Annotated in this window: 15 protein-coding genes; 11 read left to right on the forward strand and 4 right to left on the reverse strand. The window is 28.4% G+C overall.

The features are described 5' to 3' along the window. Nucleotides 1–212: 212 nt before the first annotated feature. From ABXT48_RS02490 to ABXT48_RS02500, 3 genes are read left to right on the forward strand one after another with little or no spacing between them, the layout of a single operon-like run. Nucleotides 213–1,304 (forward strand): O-antigen ligase family protein, encoded by a 1,092-nt coding sequence (locus ABXT48_RS02490; protein ID WP_415303189.1) that lies wholly within the window; start codon nucleotides 213–215, stop codon nucleotides 1,302–1,304. After that, entirely contained in the window at nucleotides 1,282–2,406 is a 1,125-nt protein-coding gene (locus ABXT48_RS02495; protein ID WP_415303191.1) for a glycosyltransferase family 4 protein, read from the forward strand. The genes ABXT48_RS02490 and ABXT48_RS02495 overlap by 23 nt, the downstream gene beginning before the upstream one ends. Further along, nucleotides 2,381–3,151, forward strand: coding sequence for a WecB/TagA/CpsF family glycosyltransferase (locus tag ABXT48_RS02500; RefSeq protein WP_415303192.1), 771 nt, complete (start codon nucleotides 2,381–2,383; stop codon nucleotides 3,149–3,151). The genes ABXT48_RS02495 and ABXT48_RS02500 overlap by 26 nt, the downstream gene beginning before the upstream one ends. Nucleotides 3,152–3,691: 540 nt before the next feature. On the opposite strand, the gene ABXT48_RS02505 is transcribed toward ABXT48_RS02500, so the two are convergent. Further along, the gene (locus ABXT48_RS02505; RefSeq protein ID WP_415303194.1) at nucleotides 3,692–4,693 is read right to left on the reverse strand and encodes an NAD-dependent epimerase/dehydratase family protein; all 1,002 of its coding nucleotides are present in this window, start codon (nucleotides 4,691–4,693) and stop codon (nucleotides 3,692–3,694) included. 454 nt (nucleotides 4,694–5,147) lie between these two features. Here ABXT48_RS02505 and ABXT48_RS02510 point away from each other — a divergent pair, with 454 nt between their 5' ends. Continuing rightward, entirely contained in the window at nucleotides 5,148–6,158 is a 1,011-nt protein-coding gene (locus ABXT48_RS02510) for an NAD-dependent epimerase/dehydratase family protein (RefSeq protein ID WP_415303196.1), read from the forward strand. A gap of 36 nt (nucleotides 6,159–6,194) precedes the next feature. Here the strand turns inward: ABXT48_RS02510 and ABXT48_RS02515 are convergent, their stop codons facing one another. The 3 genes from ABXT48_RS02515 to ABXT48_RS02525 are packed head-to-tail and all read right to left on the reverse strand — an operon-like array spanning nucleotide 6,195 to nucleotide 8,745. Beyond that, nucleotides 6,195–7,271: a YeiH family protein gene (locus ABXT48_RS02515; protein ID WP_415303198.1), complete on the reverse strand. Its 1,077-nt coding sequence runs from the start codon at nucleotides 7,269–7,271 to the stop codon at nucleotides 6,195–6,197. Nucleotides 7,272–7,288: 17 nt separating this feature from the next. Continuing rightward, the gene (locus tag ABXT48_RS02520; RefSeq protein ID WP_415278902.1) at nucleotides 7,289–8,455 is read right to left on the reverse strand and encodes a UxaA family hydrolase; all 1,167 of its coding nucleotides are present in this window, start codon (nucleotides 8,453–8,455) and stop codon (nucleotides 7,289–7,291) included. Between the two features lie 5 nt (nucleotides 8,456–8,460). Next, a complete protein-coding gene (locus ABXT48_RS02525) occupies nucleotides 8,461–8,745 on the reverse strand; it encodes a UxaA family hydrolase (protein ID WP_415286913.1) in 285 nt (94 codons plus the stop codon). Between the two features lie 112 nt (nucleotides 8,746–8,857). Between ABXT48_RS02525 and xsc the strand changes: the two genes are divergently transcribed. The 7 genes from xsc (at nucleotide 8,858) to ABXT48_RS02560 (ending at nucleotide 21,262) form a co-directional block, all read left to right on the forward strand. After that, nucleotides 8,858–10,639, forward strand: coding sequence for a sulfoacetaldehyde acetyltransferase (gene xsc, locus ABXT48_RS02530; RefSeq protein ID WP_415286914.1), 1,782 nt, complete (start codon nucleotides 8,858–8,860; stop codon nucleotides 10,637–10,639). Nucleotides 10,640–10,738: 99 nt separating this feature from the next. Beyond that, nucleotides 10,739–12,244, forward strand: a complete 1,506-nt coding sequence (locus tag ABXT48_RS02535; protein ID WP_415286915.1) for a protein arginine N-methyltransferase — start codon at nucleotides 10,739–10,741, stop codon at nucleotides 12,242–12,244. 101 nt (nucleotides 12,245–12,345) lie between these two features. Continuing rightward, nucleotides 12,346–14,226 (forward strand): tetratricopeptide repeat protein, encoded by a 1,881-nt coding sequence (locus tag ABXT48_RS02540; protein WP_415286916.1) that lies wholly within the window; start codon nucleotides 12,346–12,348, stop codon nucleotides 14,224–14,226. A gap of 62 nt (nucleotides 14,227–14,288) precedes the next feature. Beyond that, a complete protein-coding gene (locus tag ABXT48_RS02545; RefSeq protein ID WP_415303199.1) occupies nucleotides 14,289–15,977 on the forward strand; it encodes a tetratricopeptide repeat protein in 1,689 nt (562 codons plus the stop codon). A 26-nt stretch (nucleotides 15,978–16,003) separates the two neighbouring features. Beyond that, on the forward strand, nucleotides 16,004–17,704 hold the full coding sequence (locus ABXT48_RS02550) for a tetratricopeptide repeat protein (protein WP_415286918.1): 1,701 nt from the start codon (nucleotides 16,004–16,006) through the stop codon (nucleotides 17,702–17,704). Nucleotides 17,705–17,724: 20 nt separating this feature from the next. After that, nucleotides 17,725–19,416, forward strand: a complete 1,692-nt coding sequence (locus ABXT48_RS02555; protein ID WP_415303201.1) for a tetratricopeptide repeat protein — start codon at nucleotides 17,725–17,727, stop codon at nucleotides 19,414–19,416. Nucleotides 19,417–19,465: 49 nt separating this feature from the next. Next, nucleotides 19,466–21,262 (forward strand): tetratricopeptide repeat protein, encoded by a 1,797-nt coding sequence (locus tag ABXT48_RS02560; RefSeq protein ID WP_415303203.1) that lies wholly within the window; start codon nucleotides 19,466–19,468, stop codon nucleotides 21,260–21,262. Nucleotides 21,263–21,317 lie beyond the last annotated feature (55 nt).

Consider the following 21,317-nt stretch of genomic DNA (forward strand, 5'->3'; position numbering starts at 1 on the left):
ATAATATTAGAAATATCAAAATACATTTCTATTTAATGCTATTTATTGTGTTTTCAAACTTTTTCTTTGGCTGGGCCTTTCAAAACTTTACAATTAGTTTTGTCCCTATTGTATATGTCTTTTTATTATTACTTCTCTTGAATTCTAAATTATCTACAAATTTAAAAATCTTACAGGACGTAGGATTGCTAAATATTTTTTTATTTTATTTAATGTATAATCTGGGTAAACTTTCAATAAATTATTTTGAATATGGATTAGTTGCTGTTAGAGATGGAACATTTGTCTTAGATAGTCTTTTTGTATTAGTCTCATTGTCATTTTTTTCATCAATTGAACCTACAATTACAAAAATTTTAAAAATATGCTTTTTATACTCTTTCATGTTTATATTATTTTGGTTTATTAGAGATAGTGTAATTTTTTTATCTCCAACAATAACATCTCCATTAGGTGGTCAAACTAATTTATTTTTTAATTTCAGTACGATTAATGTTACATGTGGCTTTTTTGCTTTTTATAGTTACCTTTTTCTAGATTCAAATAATAAAAAATTTATTTATTTTTTATTCTTTTTAATTTTTTCTCTAATACTTTTACCTAAACGCATGATATATATTTGGTATATTTCAGCTTTTCTTTATTTAATTTTTATTGATAAAAAAAATATTAATTTCACATTTAAACTATTGTCAGTTTTTATAGTATTTTATATTATTGATTTAATTGGTTTTTTTTCAATTTTTAAAGTAAAAGGAATTAATTTTTTTGATTTTTTTAAAAGCCATTTATTAAGTACAATTCCTACCTTTGAAATCAATAATATAGATGATTTTTTTGTAGGAACTCAATCTACAGTTTCCTGGAGAATTGATAAATGGACCATGACAATTTCAAATGTAATGGCTACATTCAATACTTTTTTATTTGGCTTACCTTTTGGTGTCTCGTTAACAGACTTTTATAATACGCAAGGTATGCAAACAAGAGAGCCTCACAACCTATACATTACAATCTTTGCAAGAACTGGTTTAATTGGTTTTATTCTATTTTCAATATTACATTTTAAAATTATAAGAATTCTATATAAAGCATATATAAAAAGTTTAATTTTAAGAAATAAAGCCACAAATAAATTAATGATTTTATTTATGATGTACGTGCTTTTCATTTTTGGAGGTGGTGGAATTAGTTCATCCATCCTATCTGCTACATATCACTCAACTCAATTTTATTTATTTGTTGGCATATGGATTTCGATCTATTTTAAACTTTTAAAAGATGAAAATTTATCAAATACATAATAAATATAAATTCTTCGGTGGTGAAGACTCTGTTGTAGATGAGGAAGCTAAATTATTAAAATTAAACAATCATGAAGTTATTCAATTAATTAGAGACAACTCTAAGGAATTATTTTCTCTTAAAGATAAATTTTATGCTTTAAAAAATACTTCTTATTCAAAGGATAGTATTAAAATATTAGATACAGAGATTTTAAAAAATGGGGTTCCAGATATTGTTCATGTTCACAATATTTTTCCTTTATGGAGCAACTCGGTTTTTGACTTTTTTTATAAAAAAAAGATACCCATTATTATGACACTTCATAATTATAGATTAATTTGGGAAAAACTTAGCTTATTTGATAAAGATAGAGATAAATATGGCTATTTCAAAGACTCTAATATTAAATCTTTTATTATTTCAAAACTAATCAATAAACGAAAAGACCTTCTTAAAACTATAACAAAGTTTATTACTCACACAGATTTTACAAAACAGGTATTTTCTCAAGGTGTTATACCCAAAGATAAATTGGTAATTAAACCTAACTTCTTAAGTTCAACAGAAAATAAGATTAAATCTATTTTAAAAAAAAAAAATGCAATTTTCGCTTCACGTATTTCTAGAGAAAAAGGTATCTTAACATTAATAAAAGCGTTTAACGAAATTGATATTGAACTTGATGTGCTAGGCGATGGACCTTTATTAAATAAGATCAAAAAAGATAATATTAATGATAATATAAAATTTCATGGCAGTTTATCTAGAGATAAAGTTAGTAAATTAATAAATAATTCAAAATTTCTAATTTTCCCATCAGAATGGTACGAAAGTTTCCCCATGACCATTTTAGAGGCATTTAGAGAAGGAACTCTAATTCTAGCATCCAATATAGGAAGTATTAAAAGTATTATTAAAGACAAGCATAATGGTATATTATTTGAACATGGCAATATACTAGACTTAGTTAACAAGGTTAAATGGATTCTAAATAACCCAAAAGAATGTGATCAAATATCATTAAATGCAAATAATGATTTTAAAAGTAAATATTCGTCCGATGTTAACTATAAACAACTTATAAATATTTATAATGAAGCGATATCTAAAACAAAATAAAATTAAAATTATTAATTTTGAAATTAGCAACATAACTATTAATAACTTTTTAAAAAAAGTTTTGTATTGGGCGAAGAAAAAAAAATCACATTATATTTGCGTATCAAGTGTTCATGGTTGTATTGAGAGTTTTCGTAGCAAAAAATTTAAAATAGCACATAATTCTGCTGATATAGCAGTGGCGGATGGTAGACCAATTTTTTGGGCATTAAAACTGTTAGGATCAAAGGATGCTGATCATTTACCTGGATATTACATTACTGAAGAAATTTCTAATCTAGCAAATAAAACAGGATTAAAGATAGGTTTTTATGGTTCTACTAAAAAAAATTTAAATGGTACTCAAAAATATCTTAAAAAAAAATATAAAAATATAAATATTAGCTACAAATATTCACCTCCCTTTAAAAGACTCAATAAAAAAGAAGATCAAGAAATCATTAATGATATCAATAAATCAAAAGTTGATATTTTATTTATTTGTTTAGGTTGTCCAAAACAAGAATTATGGATGTATGAACATAGGAAAAAATTAAAATGTACTATGATTGGTGTAGGTGCTGTTGTAGATTTTTTATCAGGAAATAAAATTTTACCAAATAAATTTTTTGAGTATATAGGATTAGCATGGTTGATAAGGTTAATTTCTGAACCAAGACGTTTATTTTGGAGATATTTTTCTATTATTTTTTTATTTATAATTTTGTTTATTTTACAAATTACAGGCCTTAAAAGATTCAAATAATGACTCATGCTTAAGTTATTTTGACAAAAATGAGTCAAATCATCAAATCTCAATTAGCAAGATAATAGACAAGTTATTAAATTTTAATTAATTTGTATTAAAATCTAATTTACTAGAAAAAATGGATGGACGAGCATTAAAGTTTTATAGAATTGAGTGTAAAAGAAAATTCTAATGATAACTCAGAGAATAAAATTTAAGAAAACTTAGGACACAACTCAATTGCAAGAGTAGATTTTTATTAAGTTGAGAATGTAAGATTGAGTAGAGAGTTACTGGAAACTTAAGAAAAATTTTAAATATTAAAAAGTTTAATTGAAAAATATGAAGAGTAACGTGGTAACTTAATTTTTAAAATAAATTCTGTTAATGATTCCATCAATGACAAAAATGTTTTAAAAAATGTTTTTGATAATAATGTTATACCTAAATTAATATAACAGACCATAATAAGATCGAAAAAAAGATAAAGTTCTAATAGATTTAAACGAGCAAGTTAAAAATATTTTTTCTAAATGAAATTTTTAAAAACTGGTATTCTTATAGGTAATTCTTAAATTTCCTGAATTGTTTATTTTTTATCAAATGTTTTACCCATAATATTTCATCTTTAATAATTTTTTTGATAGCTGAGTTTTTTGGTTGCCAGTTTAAAAGTTTTTTAGCTTTAGAATTAGAACATACTAATAGATCTACATCCCCCTTTCTTCTATCTTCTATTGTGTAAATATTTTTGATTTTAGTTATTTTTTCTATTTCTTGTAAAGTTTCTAAGTTTGTATTTCTAGATGATGACCCAATATTAATTATTTGGAATTTTTTATTATTTCTGAATAGATAGTTTATTGATTTGTCTATTGCGCTACATATATCTTTTATATGTATATAGTCCCGTATACAGGTCCCGTCTTGCGTTTTGTAGTTATTACCATAGATGTAAAATTTTTTTTGTAATAAATTTTTATAAACTATTGTAGGAATTAAATGTGTTTCTGGATTATGAAACTCACCGATAATTTTGTTATTAACTTTTAAACTAGAGCAAACATTAAAAAATCTAAGAATTATTGAATTTATTTTTGAATCTTTTATTATTTTTTCACATTTTAGTTTTGTTTTTGCATAAGTGCTTTTAGGTTGAATTGTATCATTTTCACTTAAAATCTTACCAGAATATTTATAAACTGCTGCAGTGCTTGAAAAAATCAAATTTGTTAAATTGTGATTTTTCATCGCAGTTATTAAATTTTTAGTAGCCAGTATATTGTTTTGATAATATTTTTTTTTATTTATTGTCTCATCAACCAAGGATTGTGCTGCTAAATGAATAATTAACTTTGGTTTGTCTTTATTTAAAATGTGGTTTAATTTTTTAAGATCTAAAAGATTACAAGTATTTATTATTAAATTCTTACTTTGTTTTTTATCTAAAATTGTAATTCTATATTTTTTCTTTAAATAAAGAGCTAAACATGACCCTATATAGCCAGCTCCTCCAGTAATTAAAATATTATTATTTAAATTATTTTTATTTTCATTCAATTTAAAACTTTATTAATTTTTACTTAATAAGATATATAAAATAATTTTACATTCTCATTCACCAATTCATTAAGTATTGTTTTATCTAAAATTATTGAACTTAGTATATTTTTGTACATCTGATTTAGCATCATAAATAAAGCAAACTCTAATCTACATACATCTAACATAGAGGTACATCTAATATTGTGTGTTGCAAATAAGAATGAGACCTGCATGGAGAAAACAAATAGGTGAAGATTCCTATATGATGGTAAGTGTGATTTCTATTCTTATAAATATTTGTATGTTTGTATAAATACTTTCTTTTAAATGCTCATTTTTAATGGGTAGAGAGGGGTACTTAATCTGTACTACCATTTTCATACTTAAGGATTTTTCATTTAATGCGTATTAATTGTTAATAAAATTAAACATATTTGTAATACTTCAATAAATGTTTAATAATAATTTTATGATAAAAAGTAAAAAAATATTAATAGTTGGAGCAGGTGGTTTTATAGGAGGTCATTTAGTTGATCGGTTACTAAAAGATGGTAATTCAATAGTAGCAACCGATATAAAACCTAAAGAATATTGGTTCCAAGATTTTCCTGAAGCTGAAAATTACTATGGAATGGATATGAAAGATATATCTAATTGTAGAAAAGTTGTAGAGAATATTGATTACGTTTTTAACATGGCTTGTAATATGGGTGGCATGGGTTTTATTGAAAATAATAAAGCTGAATGTATGCAATCAGTTTTAATAAATACAAATTTATTAATTGCATGCAAAGAAAAAAAAGTTCAAAGGTATTTTTTCTCATCAAGCGCATGTGCCTACAATACAACGAAACAAAAAAATGTATTTATTGAAGGTCTAAAAGAAGAGGATGCTTATCCAGCAAATCCTGAAGATGGCTATGGTTGGGAAAAGTTATTCAGTGAAAGGATGTGTAGACATTTTCAAGAAGATTATGGTTTGGAAGTTCGAGTTGCACGATATCATAATATATATGGTCCTTATGGAACTTATGATGGTGGAAGAGAAAAAGCGCCAGCTGCTTTATGCAGAAAAGTTATTTTGGCTAAAAAAGAAAACCTAGAAACAATAGATGTTTGGGGAGATGGTCAACAAACAAGAACTTTTTTATATGTAGATGAATGTGTTGAGGGAACTTTAAGATTATTTGAATCTAATCATTCTGATCCTATTAATATTGGAAGTGATGAGCAAGTTTCTATTAATCAAATGATAGAAATGATTGAAAATATTTCAGGAGTAAGTTCATTTAATAAAAACTATCAATTAGACAAACCTAAAGGTGTAAGGGGAAGATCTAGCAATAACGATTTAATAAAAAAAGTTCTTAACTGGAGTTATAAAATGAGCTTAAAAGATGGTTTAAGCAAAACTTATAAATGGATTGAAAGTGAAATGAGTCAAAAAGGTTCAAACATAAATAGATTTACCAAGTCTTAAAAAAGATCATACAAAAGAATTTGAATTAGATTATTACTATAAAAATAATTCTATGAATATTCTCATTGTAATGATGCTTACTAAGCCAACGGTAATCATTGCAATAAATCCTACAACAAAAGGTTTATAACCCATTGATTTTAGGTCCTTTAAGTTAGTAGATAAACCAACAGCAGCCATTGCCATACTTAAAAATATTTTTGCAGAATCTTTAATAGTTGCTACTGAGTTTTGCCAAATAATTTGAGAACCTTCTGTTAAAAATATCTGATCTCCAATATTTCGAAATATAATCATTCCAATAAAACCTAATACAAAATATGGAAAAATGTTTAGTAAAGAATAGTTTTTAGTCTTAGTCTCGTTCCTATTATAAAGATAAGCAAATAGGGGAATCATAATTACTAAAAAAGTGTTTCTAATAAGCTTTGTAACTGTTGCAATATTTAAAGTTTCTGGACTATTAAATTGTTGATCATAAATTAATCCTGCTGCTGCAACTTGAGAGGTTTCATGAATAGCTGTTCCTAAAAAAAGCCCCACATACATGGGGTCTCCATTAAAATAAATATTTGCAAAATATGGATACACTAACATTGAAATTATTCCAAAGACTGTGATGTTCGCAATTGCATAAGCAACTTCACCCTTGTTTGCTTTAATTATTGGAGCAGTTGCCATAATAGCAGTTGTTCCACAAACAGTACTTCCAATTGATATTAAGTAAGCCATCCGTGTTGAAATTTTTAATTTTTTAATTAATAATTTAATCACAATTAGCACACTTATGATGCAGACAATAATTAACGGTATAGCAACAGATCCAAACTTTAAAAATTCAAACGGCTTTAACTGAATACCAAGACAAATTATTCCAAGTTTTAAAATATATTTTTGAGTAAAATTTATTCCATGTAAAAAACCTTCTCTCATTTGAAAAATATTTCCAAGTACAATTCCCATTAGAATTGCAATCATGGCTGTTGATATTGGGCTTTTTTCATATCCCAATAATTCAATACCAATGATATTATTTAAACCTTGAGATAAAGTGAAGAGAACAAACGCTAAAATAATACCTGGTACAACGACTAGATATTTTTTAAATAGCATTAATTAATAGATGAGTTTTAAGCACTTCTGTAAAGCTTAGTCATAACAAATTCTTTATGACCTAAAGCTTCAGCACAAGTTAATCTACCGTTAGCAACTCTAATCATTGATTTGATTAATTCATCACCAGCTTCAGACATAGTCATCTCACGTGATAGTATTTTTGATACATCACAATCAATATGTTCACCCATACCTTTTACAGTAAGTGGATTAGCAGTTAACTTAACAACAGGTTCGATAGGGTTACCTACGATATTACCTTGACCCGTTGGGAATAAGTGAATGTTAAATCCAGCAGCTGCTTGAAGTGTAATACACTCAGCTGCTGCAGATGAAGTATCCATAAAGTATAATCCTTTTCCTTTAGTAGGTTCTTCAGCTGGCTCTAAAACATCAATAAATTTACAATTTCCAATTTTTTGGAAGTTTCCAAATGCTTTTTCTTCAATTGTCGTTAATCCACCCGCAATATTTCCTGCAGTTGGTTGACTATCAGAAAGATCATCTGTTGCTTCTTTTAAAATAAAATCGTTGTAATCACTCCATGTTTTCATGAATTTTTCAGAAGCTTCTGGAGTTGCACCACGTGTAGCACAAACTTTTTCAGCACCTGTTAATTCTGACGTTTCACCAAAACATAAATGAACTCCTAATGGTTCTAATTTATCCATTAAGTTTCCAACTGTTGGGTTAGCAGCAAGACCTGATGTTGTATCAGATTCACCACATTTAACCGAAATCCATAAATCACTTAAAGGACACTCTTCTCTTTGCTTTTCAGAAGCCCACATTGCAAATTCTTGAGCTTTTTTAGAAGCCTTCATGATTGTTCCAATATCACCAGTTCTTTCAATGTGAAATCCTTCAACTGGTTTTCCAGTTTTAGCAATTTCATCAACAATTCTTTTTGTCCATTTAGGCTCAATTCCAATAACAATTACAGCAGCAACGTTAGGGTTTTTTCCAGTCCCAATCATTGTTCTAAAATGTAGATCTAAGTCAGCACCAAATTGAAGTCTTCCATAAGAGTGAGGAAGGGCCATTGTACCTTTAATATTATTTGCTACAGCTTCAGCACAAGCATTTGAGATATCATCTACAGGTAAGATGATTACGTGGTTTCTAGTACCAACTCTGCCATTTTCTCTTTTATAACCTAAAAAACTTTTTGGAATTTCCATATTTTTTACCACTTCTTCGTTTTTACATTGTGAACATGAACATGCTCACCTTTTTTGATTGATTTAACTACTTTTCCAATATCATGACCATATTTCAAAATAGTATCACCTTCATTAAGGTCAACCATTGCAATTTTATGTCCCAATTGAATTTCATCTGCTGATTGAATTTGAACTGTTTTATCATTCTCCATAATCCAGCACGCGCAATCCTGTTTTGGAGTGATTTTATCAATAACAACTACTCCTACGTTGTCCTTTTCGTCATGTATAATAATATCTGTAGCCATAATTGTGTCGATTTGTTTGTTTGAAATTTTTTAATTCTTATATATTAATCTTTAAAATTAACAATTTATTTATAGATTTTTTTAACAACTTAAGCAGGAAGGCCTAATTATTATGACTAAAATGACAACAGAAGAAGCTTTTGTAAAAGTTTTACAAATGCATGGAATTGAACACGCATTCGGAATCATTGGTTCAGCCTTTATGCCTATTTCAGATATCTTTCCTGATGCTGGAATAACTTTTTGGGATGTTGCTCATGAAACAAACGGTGGATTGATTGCTGATGGTTACACAAGATCTACTGGTAAAATGTCAATGGTCATTGCTCAAAACGGCCCTGGAATTACAGGACTTGTTACTCCTATTAAAACTGCATACTGGAACCACACACCATTATTATTAGTAACACCGCAAGCTGCTAATAAAACTATGGGTCAAGGTGGTTTTCAAGAAGTAGAACAAATGAATTTATTTAAAGACATGGTTTGCTACCAAGAAGAAGTTAGAGACGCTTCAAGAATGGCAGAAGTATTAAATAGAGTAATTGAAAAAGCGATCAGAGGATCAGCTCCTGCACAAATAAATGTTCCAAGAGATTACTGGACACAAGTTATTGATATCGATCTTCCTCCAATTGTTAGACTTGAAAGACAAGCAGGTGGAGTTGATGCAATTAAAAAAGCAGCTGACTTATTATCAAATGCTAAGTTTCCAGTAATATTATCTGGTGCAGGTGTTGTAATTGGTGGAGCGATTGAAGATTGTAAAAAATTAGCTGAGAAATTAGATGCTCCAGTTTGTTCAGGGTACCAACACAATGATAGTTTCCCAGGAAGCCACCCATTAGCAGCTGGACCATTAGGTTATAATGGATCAAAAGCAGGAATGGAATTAATTAAGAAAGCCGATGTTGTTCTCGCACTTGGTACAAGATTAAACCCTTTTTCAACTTTACCGGGTTATGGAATGGATTACTGGCCAAAAGATGCAAGCATCATTCAAGTTGACATGAATTCAGACAGAATTGGTTTAACTAAAAAAGTATCAGTTGGTATTTGCGGTGATGCAAAATTAGTATCTCAACAAATTTTAGCTCAACTTTCTCCAACAGCAGGAGACATAAATAGAGAAGAGAGAAAAAATACAATTCATCAAACTAAATCTGCTTGGTTACAAGAGTTATCAAGTTTAGATCATGAAGATGATGATGAAGGTACAGTTTGGAATGCAGAAGCTAGAAAAAGAGATGCAGATAGAATGTCTCCTAGAGAGGCTTGGAGAGGTATTCAAGCAGGTATGCCTGATGATGTAATTATCTCAAGTGATATTGGTAATAACTGTGCGATTGGTAATGCTTATCCTACGTTTGAAAAAGGTAGAAAATATTTAGCACCAGGATTATTTGGTCCTTGCGGTTATGGCTTTCCAGCAATTCTTGGAGCAAAAATTGGATGTCCCGATACACCAGTAATTGGTTTTGCAGGTGATGGTGCGTTCGGAATTAGTATGAACGAAATGAGTTCAGTAGCAAGACCAGAATGGCCAGCAATTTCAATGGTAATTTTTAGAAACTACCAGTGGGGAGCTGAAAAAAGAAACACTACTTTATGGTTTGATGACAATTTTGTTGGAACAGAGCTTGATCCTGAATTAAGTTTTGCAAAAGTTGCTGATGCTTGTGGATTAAAAGGGGTTACTGTTCGTACAATCGAAGAGACTACCGCTGCTATCAAGCAATCATGTGAAGATCAAAAGAAAGGAATTACAACGTTTATTGAAGTAATTTTAAACCAAGAACTGGGTGAGCCATTTAGAAGAGATGCTATGAAAAAACCAGTTAAAGTTGCGGGAATTAAAAAAGAAGATATGATAAAACAGCCTTCTTTGGTTTAATTGCAGAGATATTAAAGTTTATTAATATTAATAATTTTGAGTTAGCTTATCATTTGTTAATATCATTTTATATTCTAAAAATTATAATAATTAATTATAATGATTAAATATAATGACCTTACTATAGATGAACTCTTTTCTCTTGCTGTTAAAAATTATAAAGAAAACAATATCGAAGCTGCTCAAGAACTTTATAATCAAATTTTAAAAATAGATCCTAATAACATAAGTTCAATAAACAATCTTGGAAGTATATCAAGGGTATTAGGTGAAGATGAAAAAGCAAAAAGTTATTATGAAAAGGTAATTGAAATAAATCCAAATTACCCAATCACACATTATAACATGGGAAATATTTTTAAAAAAAAAGGTGAAATTCAAAAAGCAATAAGCTGTTATGAAAAAGCGATTACAATAGATCCCAATTATATAAGCCCACATATTAATCTTGGGATAATTTTTCAAGAATTAGCAGAAGATGATAAGGCAAAAGATTGTTATGAAAAAGTAATTATAATAGAGCCTAATTACACAATTGCACATAACAATCTTGGCAATATCTTTAAAAAACTAGGTGAGCATAAAAAAGCAATAAGTTGTTTTGAAAAAGCAATTGAAATTAATCCTGATTTTACAGAAGCAAATTATAATCTTGGAGTAATTTTTCATGAATTAGGAAAATATGAAAAAGCAAAAAACTGTTATGAAAAAACAATAAAGATTGATCCTAAAAATACAAGGGGACTTAATAACCTTGGTCATGTGTATCATGAATTGAATGAAGATTATAAATCAAGAGATTATTTTAAAAAAGCAATTGAAATTAATCCTGATTTTACAGGTGCACATTGGAACTCCCAAGGTTGTGCCACAGGTATTGATGAGGCTTTAATAATATTTAAGAAAATAAATAAAATTGACAACACTTATATTAATGCAAAAATTATGATAGGTGCCCTACAAGGTTACAAGGGAAATTTTGATGAATTCAATTCTATACTTGCCTCACCTCATTCACAAAATCCATATGCAAGATCTGTTAAGTGGGTTTTTTCTCTTCCCAAATTACCAAAATTATTTTTTAATAGATGGAAATTTTTTGATGCTGTTATAGAATTAACTGAAAAAACAAGACCGTTTTATGAATTTGGTGTTTGGTATGGAATTTCTTTTAAACATTTAATTAATACTTTTAAAAAAGGTTATGGATTTGATACTTTCACAGGAATTCCAGAAGCTTGGCATAACGAACCAAAAGGTAACTATTCTAGCTTTGGGGCAATACCAAAAATTGAAGGAGGAAAATTTATAGTTGGTAAATTTGAAGATACACTTGAAGATTTCTTTTCAGAAAAAAGACCTATAGCTTCATTAATAAATTTTGATGCTGATTTATATTCCTCCACTTTGTGTGCATTAAATAATTCAGATAAAGTAATTGATGAAAAAACAATTTTAGTTTTTGATGAGTTTATATCAAATGATAAATGGGAAGAAGATGAATATAAAGCCTTAAATGAATTTTGTAGTAATTTTGGTTATAGTTATGAGGTAATTGCAGTTTCATTTTTTACAAAACAGGTCGCCGTAAAATTAAAAAGATGAAAAGTTTTTTCATGGCAACTTTCACTTTTTCTTATATATTTAAAAGAGTTATTAATTACGATTTTAGAGCTAAAACTAAATAACTTAAAACGCTAGAAGGTATGAATTTAGAGGAAACATTTGCATTAGCCATTGAAAATCAAAAAAAAGATAATCTTGATGTTGCTCAAGAACTTTACAATCAAATTTTAAAAATAGACCCTAATCACGTAGGTTCATTAACCAATCTTGGTAGTGTACTCAAAGTACTAGGAGAGGTACAAAAAGCAAAAATTTGCTATGAAAAAGCGATTGAAATTAGTCCTAATGATGAAAATGCACACTATAACTTTGGTATTATGCTTAGAAGCTTGGGAAGGAATCAAGAAGCAATAAGATCTTTCAATAAAGTAATTGTAATTAATCCAAATCTTCCCGATCCTCATAATAGTCTTGGATCAATATTTAAGAATTTAAAAGAATATGAAAAAGCAAAAATTTGCTATGAAAAAGCAATTAAAATCGATCCTAATTATGAAAATGCACATAACAATCTTGGTGTCATACTTGAAATTTTAGGCGAGCATGAAAATGCCAAAACTTGTTATGAAAAAACAATTAAGATTAACCCAAATCATATGGATGCTCTTTTCAATCTTGGAGTAGTATTTTATCTTTTAGGTGATTATAGAAAATCAATAATTTTTTATGAAAAAGTCATTAAAGCTATTCCCAATCATGTAACAGCACTTAATAGTCTTGGAAAGCTATTTAACAAATTAGAAAAGTATCAAGAATCATTAGATTACCATTTAAAAGCATTAGAAATTGATCCTAATTTTGTAGATGCTCATTATTGCCTTGGTACAACACTAGGATTAATGAAAAGTAATAATCAAAAAGCAATAAGCTCTTACGAAAAAGTAATAGAGCTTGACCCTAATCATGCAGGTGCACATTATAATCTTGGAGTATTTTTTCAAGGTATGGCAAATTACCCTAAAGCAATAAAATATTATGAAAAAACAATAGAGCTTAACCCCAAGCATTCAAATGCACATAATAATCTTGGGACACTTTTTAAAGAAACAGGTGAATATGAAAAAGCATCAGTTTACTATCAAGAAGCTTTAGCTTTAGATAGATCTAATATTTTGACACTTTTTAACCTGGGAGAGTTATCATACTCTAATGGAAAAAACATAGAAGCTATAAAATACCTTAGAAAAATTAATACAAAAAAAAGTAGGGACCTCTTATTGAAATGCCTGTATAAATTAGCTGATAAATCTCTTTTTTTAAAAGAATTGGATAAGCACATAAAAGAAGGAGAGGTAAATGCTAGTTTGGGCTCAATCATCTCACGTTCAGAAATTAAATTTGAAACTAAGAGATCAAATCCATTTTGTGGAGAACCATTAAAATACGCTTTAAAAACTGACTTAACTAAAGAATATGATTTTAAAAATATCTTTGTCAAACCTATAAAAGATATTTTAAAAAAAAGTGATATTTCGTCTAGGCGCCAAGATCTTTTAACGAATGGCGAGCAAACGGCTGGCAATCTGTTTAATAAAGAAAATGATTCTTTAGAAAAAATTAAAGATATCATATTGTTAGAAGTAGAAAAATATCGTGCTCATTTTAAAGATAGTAATGAAGGTTTTTTAAAAAATTGGCCAACTAACATTGAGCTTAAGGGCTGGATTATAAATATGAAAAGTGGAGGTAAATTATCTCCTCATATACACGATTATAGTTGGTTGAGTGGCAGTATTTATATAAATGTGCCACCAAAATTAAAAACTGATAGTGGTAATTTAGTTTTATCCGTTATTAATGAGCCCGGATTTGAAACAGAAACAAAGCAAAATCCAAGAAAAATAATGGATGTAGTGACTGGAAGTTTGTGTTTCTTCCCAGCCTCTTTACTACATCATACAATTCCATTTGAATCTAATGAAGAGCGTATAGTGTTCGCATTTGATGTTTCACCAAAATAATTTTTTCTTAAAAGTCGTGATATCTATTTAATAAATGTATATAATGGTATTAAGGATATTTAATGGAACCAACTATTAATCAATTGCATAAAAAAGCTATTACCGCTCATCAAGAAGGTAAACTTGAAGAAGCTGAAAAACTTTATAAAAAAATATTAGAAACTGAACCAACACATCCAGCTACTCATAATAATGTGGGGGTTCTTCTTTATGGCTTGGGTAGATTAGAAGAGGCTGTAGTGCACTATAAGAAAGCTATAGAGTTCAAGCCAGATTATCAAGATGCTCATAACAATTTAGGTATTATAATGCAAAGACTTGGTAGATTTTTAGAAGCTGAGATAATTTATAAGAAAATCATAGAACTTAATCCAGACTTTGCAGAAGCACACAACAACTTAGGAATAATATTTAATAAACTTAACAAACCTGATGAGGCCGAAGCAATTTTTAAAAAAGCAATAGAGCTTAAACCAGAATATTTAGAACCTTATTACAACTTAGGTATTACACTTCAGAATCTTGAAAGATTAGACGAAGCTGAAGTATACTATAAAAAAGCAATAGAAATAAATCCAGATTATTCGAGAAGCCATTATAATTTAGGTAATTTATATGATAAACTTGAAAGACACGAAGAAGCAGAGAAAAGCTATAAAAAATCAACTGAGTTAGAACCTAATTTTGCTCAAGGTCATTATAATCTGGGTACCATGATGCAAAAACTTGGTAAATGGGACGATTCTATATTTAGCTGTAAAAAAGCAATTGAGCTTAAATCAGATTTCACTGTAGCTCATAACAATCTAGGTGTTGGATTGAAAGAACTTAATAGATTAAGTGAAGCTGAAGCATGCTTTACAAAAGCAATTGAGTTAAGCCCAAACTTTAAAGGCGCATTAATAAATAGAGGTCAAGTTTTATTTAATAAGGGTGAATTTGAACGTGCATTGCAAGATTTTGATACTTGTAACAATTCAGAATCAAAATCACGATCTTTGTATACCTTGCATGCCTTAGGTCGAACTAAAGATATTTATAAACGAATTGAAATAAATTCTGAATTAGAGGATCAAAATATAGCAGTTGCTGCATTTTCTGCATTTATTTCTAAAAAGGAAAGCAAAATTACAGCACATAAATTTTGTAACAATCCTCTAGATTTTATAAAAGTTTCAAATCTTTCATCTCATTTCAAAGATAAGAGCCTATTTATTTCAGAGGTAATTGAAGAATTATATAAAGTTAAAACAAAATGGGAGCCTTCTGGTAAAACCACTAAAAAAGGTTTTCAGAGTTTTGATAATCTATTTGATAATTCTTTTGAAAAAATACAAAATCTAAAGTCTATAATAATTGATGAAATAGATTCTTACTATTTGAAATTTAAAAATGAATCTTGTTCTTTTATTAAAAAATGGCCATCAAAAGAAAACTTATACGCATGGTTTGTAAATCTAAAACAACAAGGATATCAAGACCCACATATTCATACAGGTGGATGGTTGAGTGGAGTTATATATTTAAAAGTTGTGCCAACTCTTGGTAAAAATGAAGGAGCTATACAATTTAGTTTAAACGGAGAACATTATTTTGATAATAATTCACCAAAAATAACACACGAACCAAAAGTCGGAGATATTATTTTATTTCCATCATCTCTTCATCATAGAACAATTCCTTTTACGACTGATACAGATAGAATTATCGTTTCTTTTGATTTAATGCCAAATACAAAAAAAATTAAATAATAATATATAGTGAAAAAATATATTTAATGGAACCAACTATTAATCAAACATTACAACAGGCTATTAATGCTCATCAAGAAGGTAAGTTTGAAGAAGCTGAAAAACTTTATAAAAAAATATTAGATACCGAACCAACAAATTTAGATGCCAATAAAAACTTGAGTATTTTACTTCTTAAACTTGGCAAATTAGATGAGGCAGAAACGAGTTGTAAAAAAACAATGGAACTTAAACCAGACTTTATGGAAGCCTATTATGATTTAGGCAATATATTATACCAACTTGGTAAATTAGATGAAGCTGAAAAAAATTTTCAGAAAGTTATAGAGCTTAAACCTGACCATATTGAAGCTTATTACAATTTAGGCACTACACATTTTAAGCTTGGTAAATTAGGTGAGGCTGAAAAGAATTTTCAGAAAGTTATAAAGCTTAAACCAAATTATGCTGAAGCTCATTTTAATCTAGGTGCTATAGTGCAAAAACTTAATAGGTGGGATGATTCTATAGCGAGTTTTAAAAAAGCAATTCAGATTAAACCAGAATTCGCTGCAGCTCACAATAGCTTAGGTGCTATACTAGACAAACTTGAAAGGTTTGATGAAGCTGAAGAAAGTTATAAAAAAGCAATTGAACTTAAGCCTAATTATTTTGACGCTTATAGCAACTTGGGAGTAACACTTCAAAAACTCAATAGACTTGATGAGTCTGAAATAAATTGTAAAAAAACAATAGAACTTAATCCAAATTATGCACGAGGGTATTACAACTTAGGAACCACACTTCAAAAACTTAATAGATTAGACGAGTCTGAAATGAATTATAAAAAAGCAATAGAGCTTAAGGCAGACTATATTGAGGCTTATAATGATCTGGGTGTTATCTTTGAGAGACTTAATAAATCTAAGGAGGCGGCAACTAATTTCAAAAAAGCAATAGAAATTAAACCAGATTATCCAGAAGCCCTCTTTAATATGGGAAGAAATTTAAAAGCACTTGATAAATTTGATGAGGCTAGCAAACTCTTTGATCAAGTTCTTAAGATATATCCTGAGGATCATTTAGGCGCAATCTTAGAATTGGCATCGATGGGAAAAAAAAATATACCAAATAAAACTCCAAAAAAATATATGCAAAATTTTTACCGTACAAAATCCAATGGTTGGGATAATCAAAAAAAAAGCAAATATCAAGGCCACAAACTAATTGAAAATGCATTTAAGCAAACTTACATAAAGGAAAACAAGATGCATATTTTAGATTTGGGATGTGGAACAGGAAGTTTAGTGGGTTTTCTCCGTCCATATGCAAGTAGATTGGTTGGTGTAGATTTATCAGCAGATATGATTGCAGAAGCTAAAAAAAAAGAGTTATACGACACTTTACATAATAAAGAATTAGACAGATATTTAGAAGAAACATCATCCCAATATGATGTGGTTATTGCAGCTGCTGTTATGATCCATTTTTTTGATCTCGAGAATACATTTACTCTAATACGAAATATTTTAAAGAAAGATGGAAAATTTATATTTTCAGTTTTTGAAGGAAGAAAAAAAGATAGAGAGTTGAATTCATTTCTTATGTATTCACATAGCGATAGTTACATAAATACATTAGCAGACCGTTTGAAATTTAAAATTAATTATAAACAAAGTGGTGTTCACGAATATCATAAGGGAAATCCAGTAGAGGCACTTATTTATGTATTTCAAAAAAGTAATTAAAATGATAAATATTATTTATTATGGAGATAACTATTCATCAAACATTACAACAATCCATTAAAGCCCATCAAGAAGGTAAACTTGAAGAAGCTGAAAAACTTTATCGAGAAATATTAAAAAACGAGCCAAAACATGTAGACGCCAATCATAATTTAGGGCTTCTATTAATTTCATTAAATAAATCTGCAGAAGCAATACCATTATTAAAAATTGCAGTTGAAACTAATCCTAGTATTGAACAATTTTGGGTTAGTTACACTACAGCTCTAATTAATGAAAAACAATTTGAAGAAGCTGAATCTTGCTGCAGAAAAGCTATAAAGCAGAAAGTAAATTCTGCTAAAATTTATTTTAACTTAGGTATCACACTAAATGAACTTGGAAGATTAGAAGAATCTGAAGAAAGCTATAAAATAGCAATAGAGCTCAAGTCAGATTATGCTGAAGCACACAATAATCTGGGCAACACATTACTAAAACTTGATAGATTTGAAAGGGCTATTGTAAGTTTAAAAAAAGCAATAGAAATAAATCCTGATTATGCTGAAGCATATTATAACTTGGGTATCTCACTACAAAAGCTTGAAAGGTTAAAAGAAGCTGAAAAATGTTTTAAAAAAACAATTCAGATTAAACCAGATTTTGCAGAGGCCCATAAATACTTGGGTTATATATTACAAAGGCTTGGAAGATTAGAAGAAGCTGAAAAATGTTACAAAACAGCAATTCAGATTAAACCCGATTATGCTGAGGCATTTAATAATTTAGGTTCTGTGATAAAAGATCTTAATAGATTAGATGAAGCTGAAAAATGTTACAAAAAGGCTATAGAATTTAAACCAAATTATGAAGAGGCACATAGCAATTTAGGTGTTGTATTAAAAGGTCTTAATAAATTAGATGAAGCAGAAAAATGTTACAGAAAGGCTATAGAGTTTAATCCATTTTATTTTCAAGTTTATTATAACTTAGGTAAACTGCTTCAGGATCTTAGAAAATTAGATGAAGCAGAGGCATGTTATAAAAAAGCTATAGAAATAAATCCAAAATATGAAGATGCCTCTTATAATTTAAATATTTTATTACAAGAAAAAGAATTATTATTACGTATTTCAAATGTAAAAAAAAAAGAAAAAAAAACTAAAGTAAACTTTAGTAATTTAAGCAATATAAGTTCAAATAAAAGGTTAATATCAAATCCATTTATTTCAAAAAGAAAAGTGGAAGCAAAACTTATTACTGATATCTATAAAATAAAGACTAAAGAATTAGACAAAACAAAAGATGCTCGATTTGGTAATGGAAGATGCTCAGAATTTGATTTTCTTAAAAATAGCTCTCAGATTATAAAAAATGTAGCAGACGATTTAATCAATATTATGAAGCATGCTGTTAAATCAGATATTTATATAAAAGATTCATTTTTAAATATTTATGGTGCTGGAAGTGGCACTAAACCTCACTCACATATAAATGATTTTGATAAAAATAATGGATTGGTAAATCAAAAATTTAGTCTCACATATTACCTTTCTGTAGGAGATCAAAATTGCAAAGAACCAGGAAATTTAAAAATTTATGATCTAGATGAAGAAATTTTACTGTCCGACGGTACGATAGTGATTATACCTGCTAGCAGAAGACACTCAGCAGTTTATGATGGAAAATTAGATAGAGTTATGATTGGGGTTAATTTTTATAGCCTGCTTTAAATTTACTTAATCTACTCATGATTTGTTATAAAATAAAATAATTATTAAAATGGATAAAAATAAAAACCTAACAATAAATGAAATTTTTGAATTAGCTGTTCTAAATCATCAAAAAAATGAACTTGGTGATGCAAAAAAATTTTATAATCAAATTTTAATAAGAGATCCTAATCACCTAAGTTCACTAAATAATCTTGGTAGTATATTGAAAACATTGGGTGAGCCTCAAAAAGCAATAAGTTATTTCGAAAAAGTTATTACAATTAATCCAAATTTTATAGATGCTCATAATAATCTTGGTCTTACATTTAAAGCTTTAGGTAAAAATCATGAAGCTTTGAGTTGCTTTGAGAAAGTTATTACAATTAATCCCAGTTATGAAAATGCATATATTAACGTTGCTACTATATATGTGGATATAAAGGAATATCTAAAAGCAATAAACTATTGGGAGAAATTAATTGTAATTAACCCTAAACATATTGATACCCATAATAATCTTGGTGTAGTATTTTGCTCGTTAGGTCAATATGAAAAATCAATACAGCATTATAAACAAATAATTAAACAAAAACCAAATCATAAAAATGCAATTAATGGACTTGGAAAAGTTTTTTGTTTATTGGAAAAATATCAAGAAGCACTAGATTACCATTTAAAAGCATTAGAAATTGATCCTAATTTTGTAGATGCTCATTATTGTGCAGGAATAGTGCTTGTAAATATGAAAAGTAGTGATGAAAAAATAATAAGATCTTATGAAAAAGTAATAGAGCTTGACCCCAATCATGTAAGTGCACATTATAATCTTGGAGTATTTTTTCAAGGTATGGCAAATTACCCTAAAGCAATAAAATATTATAAAAAAACAACAGAATTAGACCCCAAGCATTCAAATGCATATAATAATCTTGGGACACTTTTTAAAGAAACAGGTGAATATGAAAAAGCATTTGCTAGCTATCAACAATCTTTAGTAGCGGATCCAACTAATCCTATTGCTCAGTATAATGTTGGTGAGATTTTGTATGCTCATGGAAAGAATAAAGAAGCTATAGATATACTTAGACTTGTAAATACCAAAAAAAGTAACAATCTTATATTGCTATGCCTGTATAAATTAGCTGATAAATCTCTTTTTTTAAAAGAATTGGATAAGCACATAAAAGAAGGAGAGGTAAATGCTAGTTTGGGCTCAATCATCTCACGTTCAGAAATTAAATTTGAAACTAAGAGATCAAATCCATTTTGTGGAGAACCATTAAAATACGCTTTAAAAACTGACTTAACTAAAGAATATGATTTTAAAAATATCTTTGTCAAACCTATAAAAGATATTTTAAAAAAAAGTGATATTTCGTCTAGGCGCCAAGATCTTTTAACGAATGGCGAGCAAACGGCTGGCAATCTGTTTAATAAAGAAAATGATTCTTTAGAAAAAATTAAAGATATCATATTGTTAGAAGTAGAAAAATATCGTGCTCATTTTAAAGATAGTAATGAAGGTTTTTTAAAAAATTGGCCAACTAACATTGAGCTTAAGGGCTGGATTATAAATATGAAAAGTGGAGGTAAATTATCTCCTCATATACACGATTATAGTTGGTTGAGTGGCAGTATTTATATAAATGTGCCACCAAAATTAAAAACTGATAGTGGTAATTTAGTTTTATCCGTTATTAATGAGCCCGGATTTGAAACAGAAACAAAGCAAAATCCAAGAAAAATAATGGATGTAGTGACTGGAAGTTTGTGTTTCTTCCCAGCCTCTTTACTACATCATACAATTCCATTTGAATCTAATGAAGAGCGTATAGTGTTCGCATTTGATGTTTCACCAAAATAATTTTTTCTTAAAAGTCGTGATATCTATTTAATAAATGTATATAATGGTATTAAGG

The organism is Candidatus Pelagibacter sp. Uisw_101 (assembly GCF_047727615.1).
Classification (GTDB): Bacteria; Pseudomonadota; Alphaproteobacteria; order Pelagibacterales; family Pelagibacteraceae; genus Pelagibacter.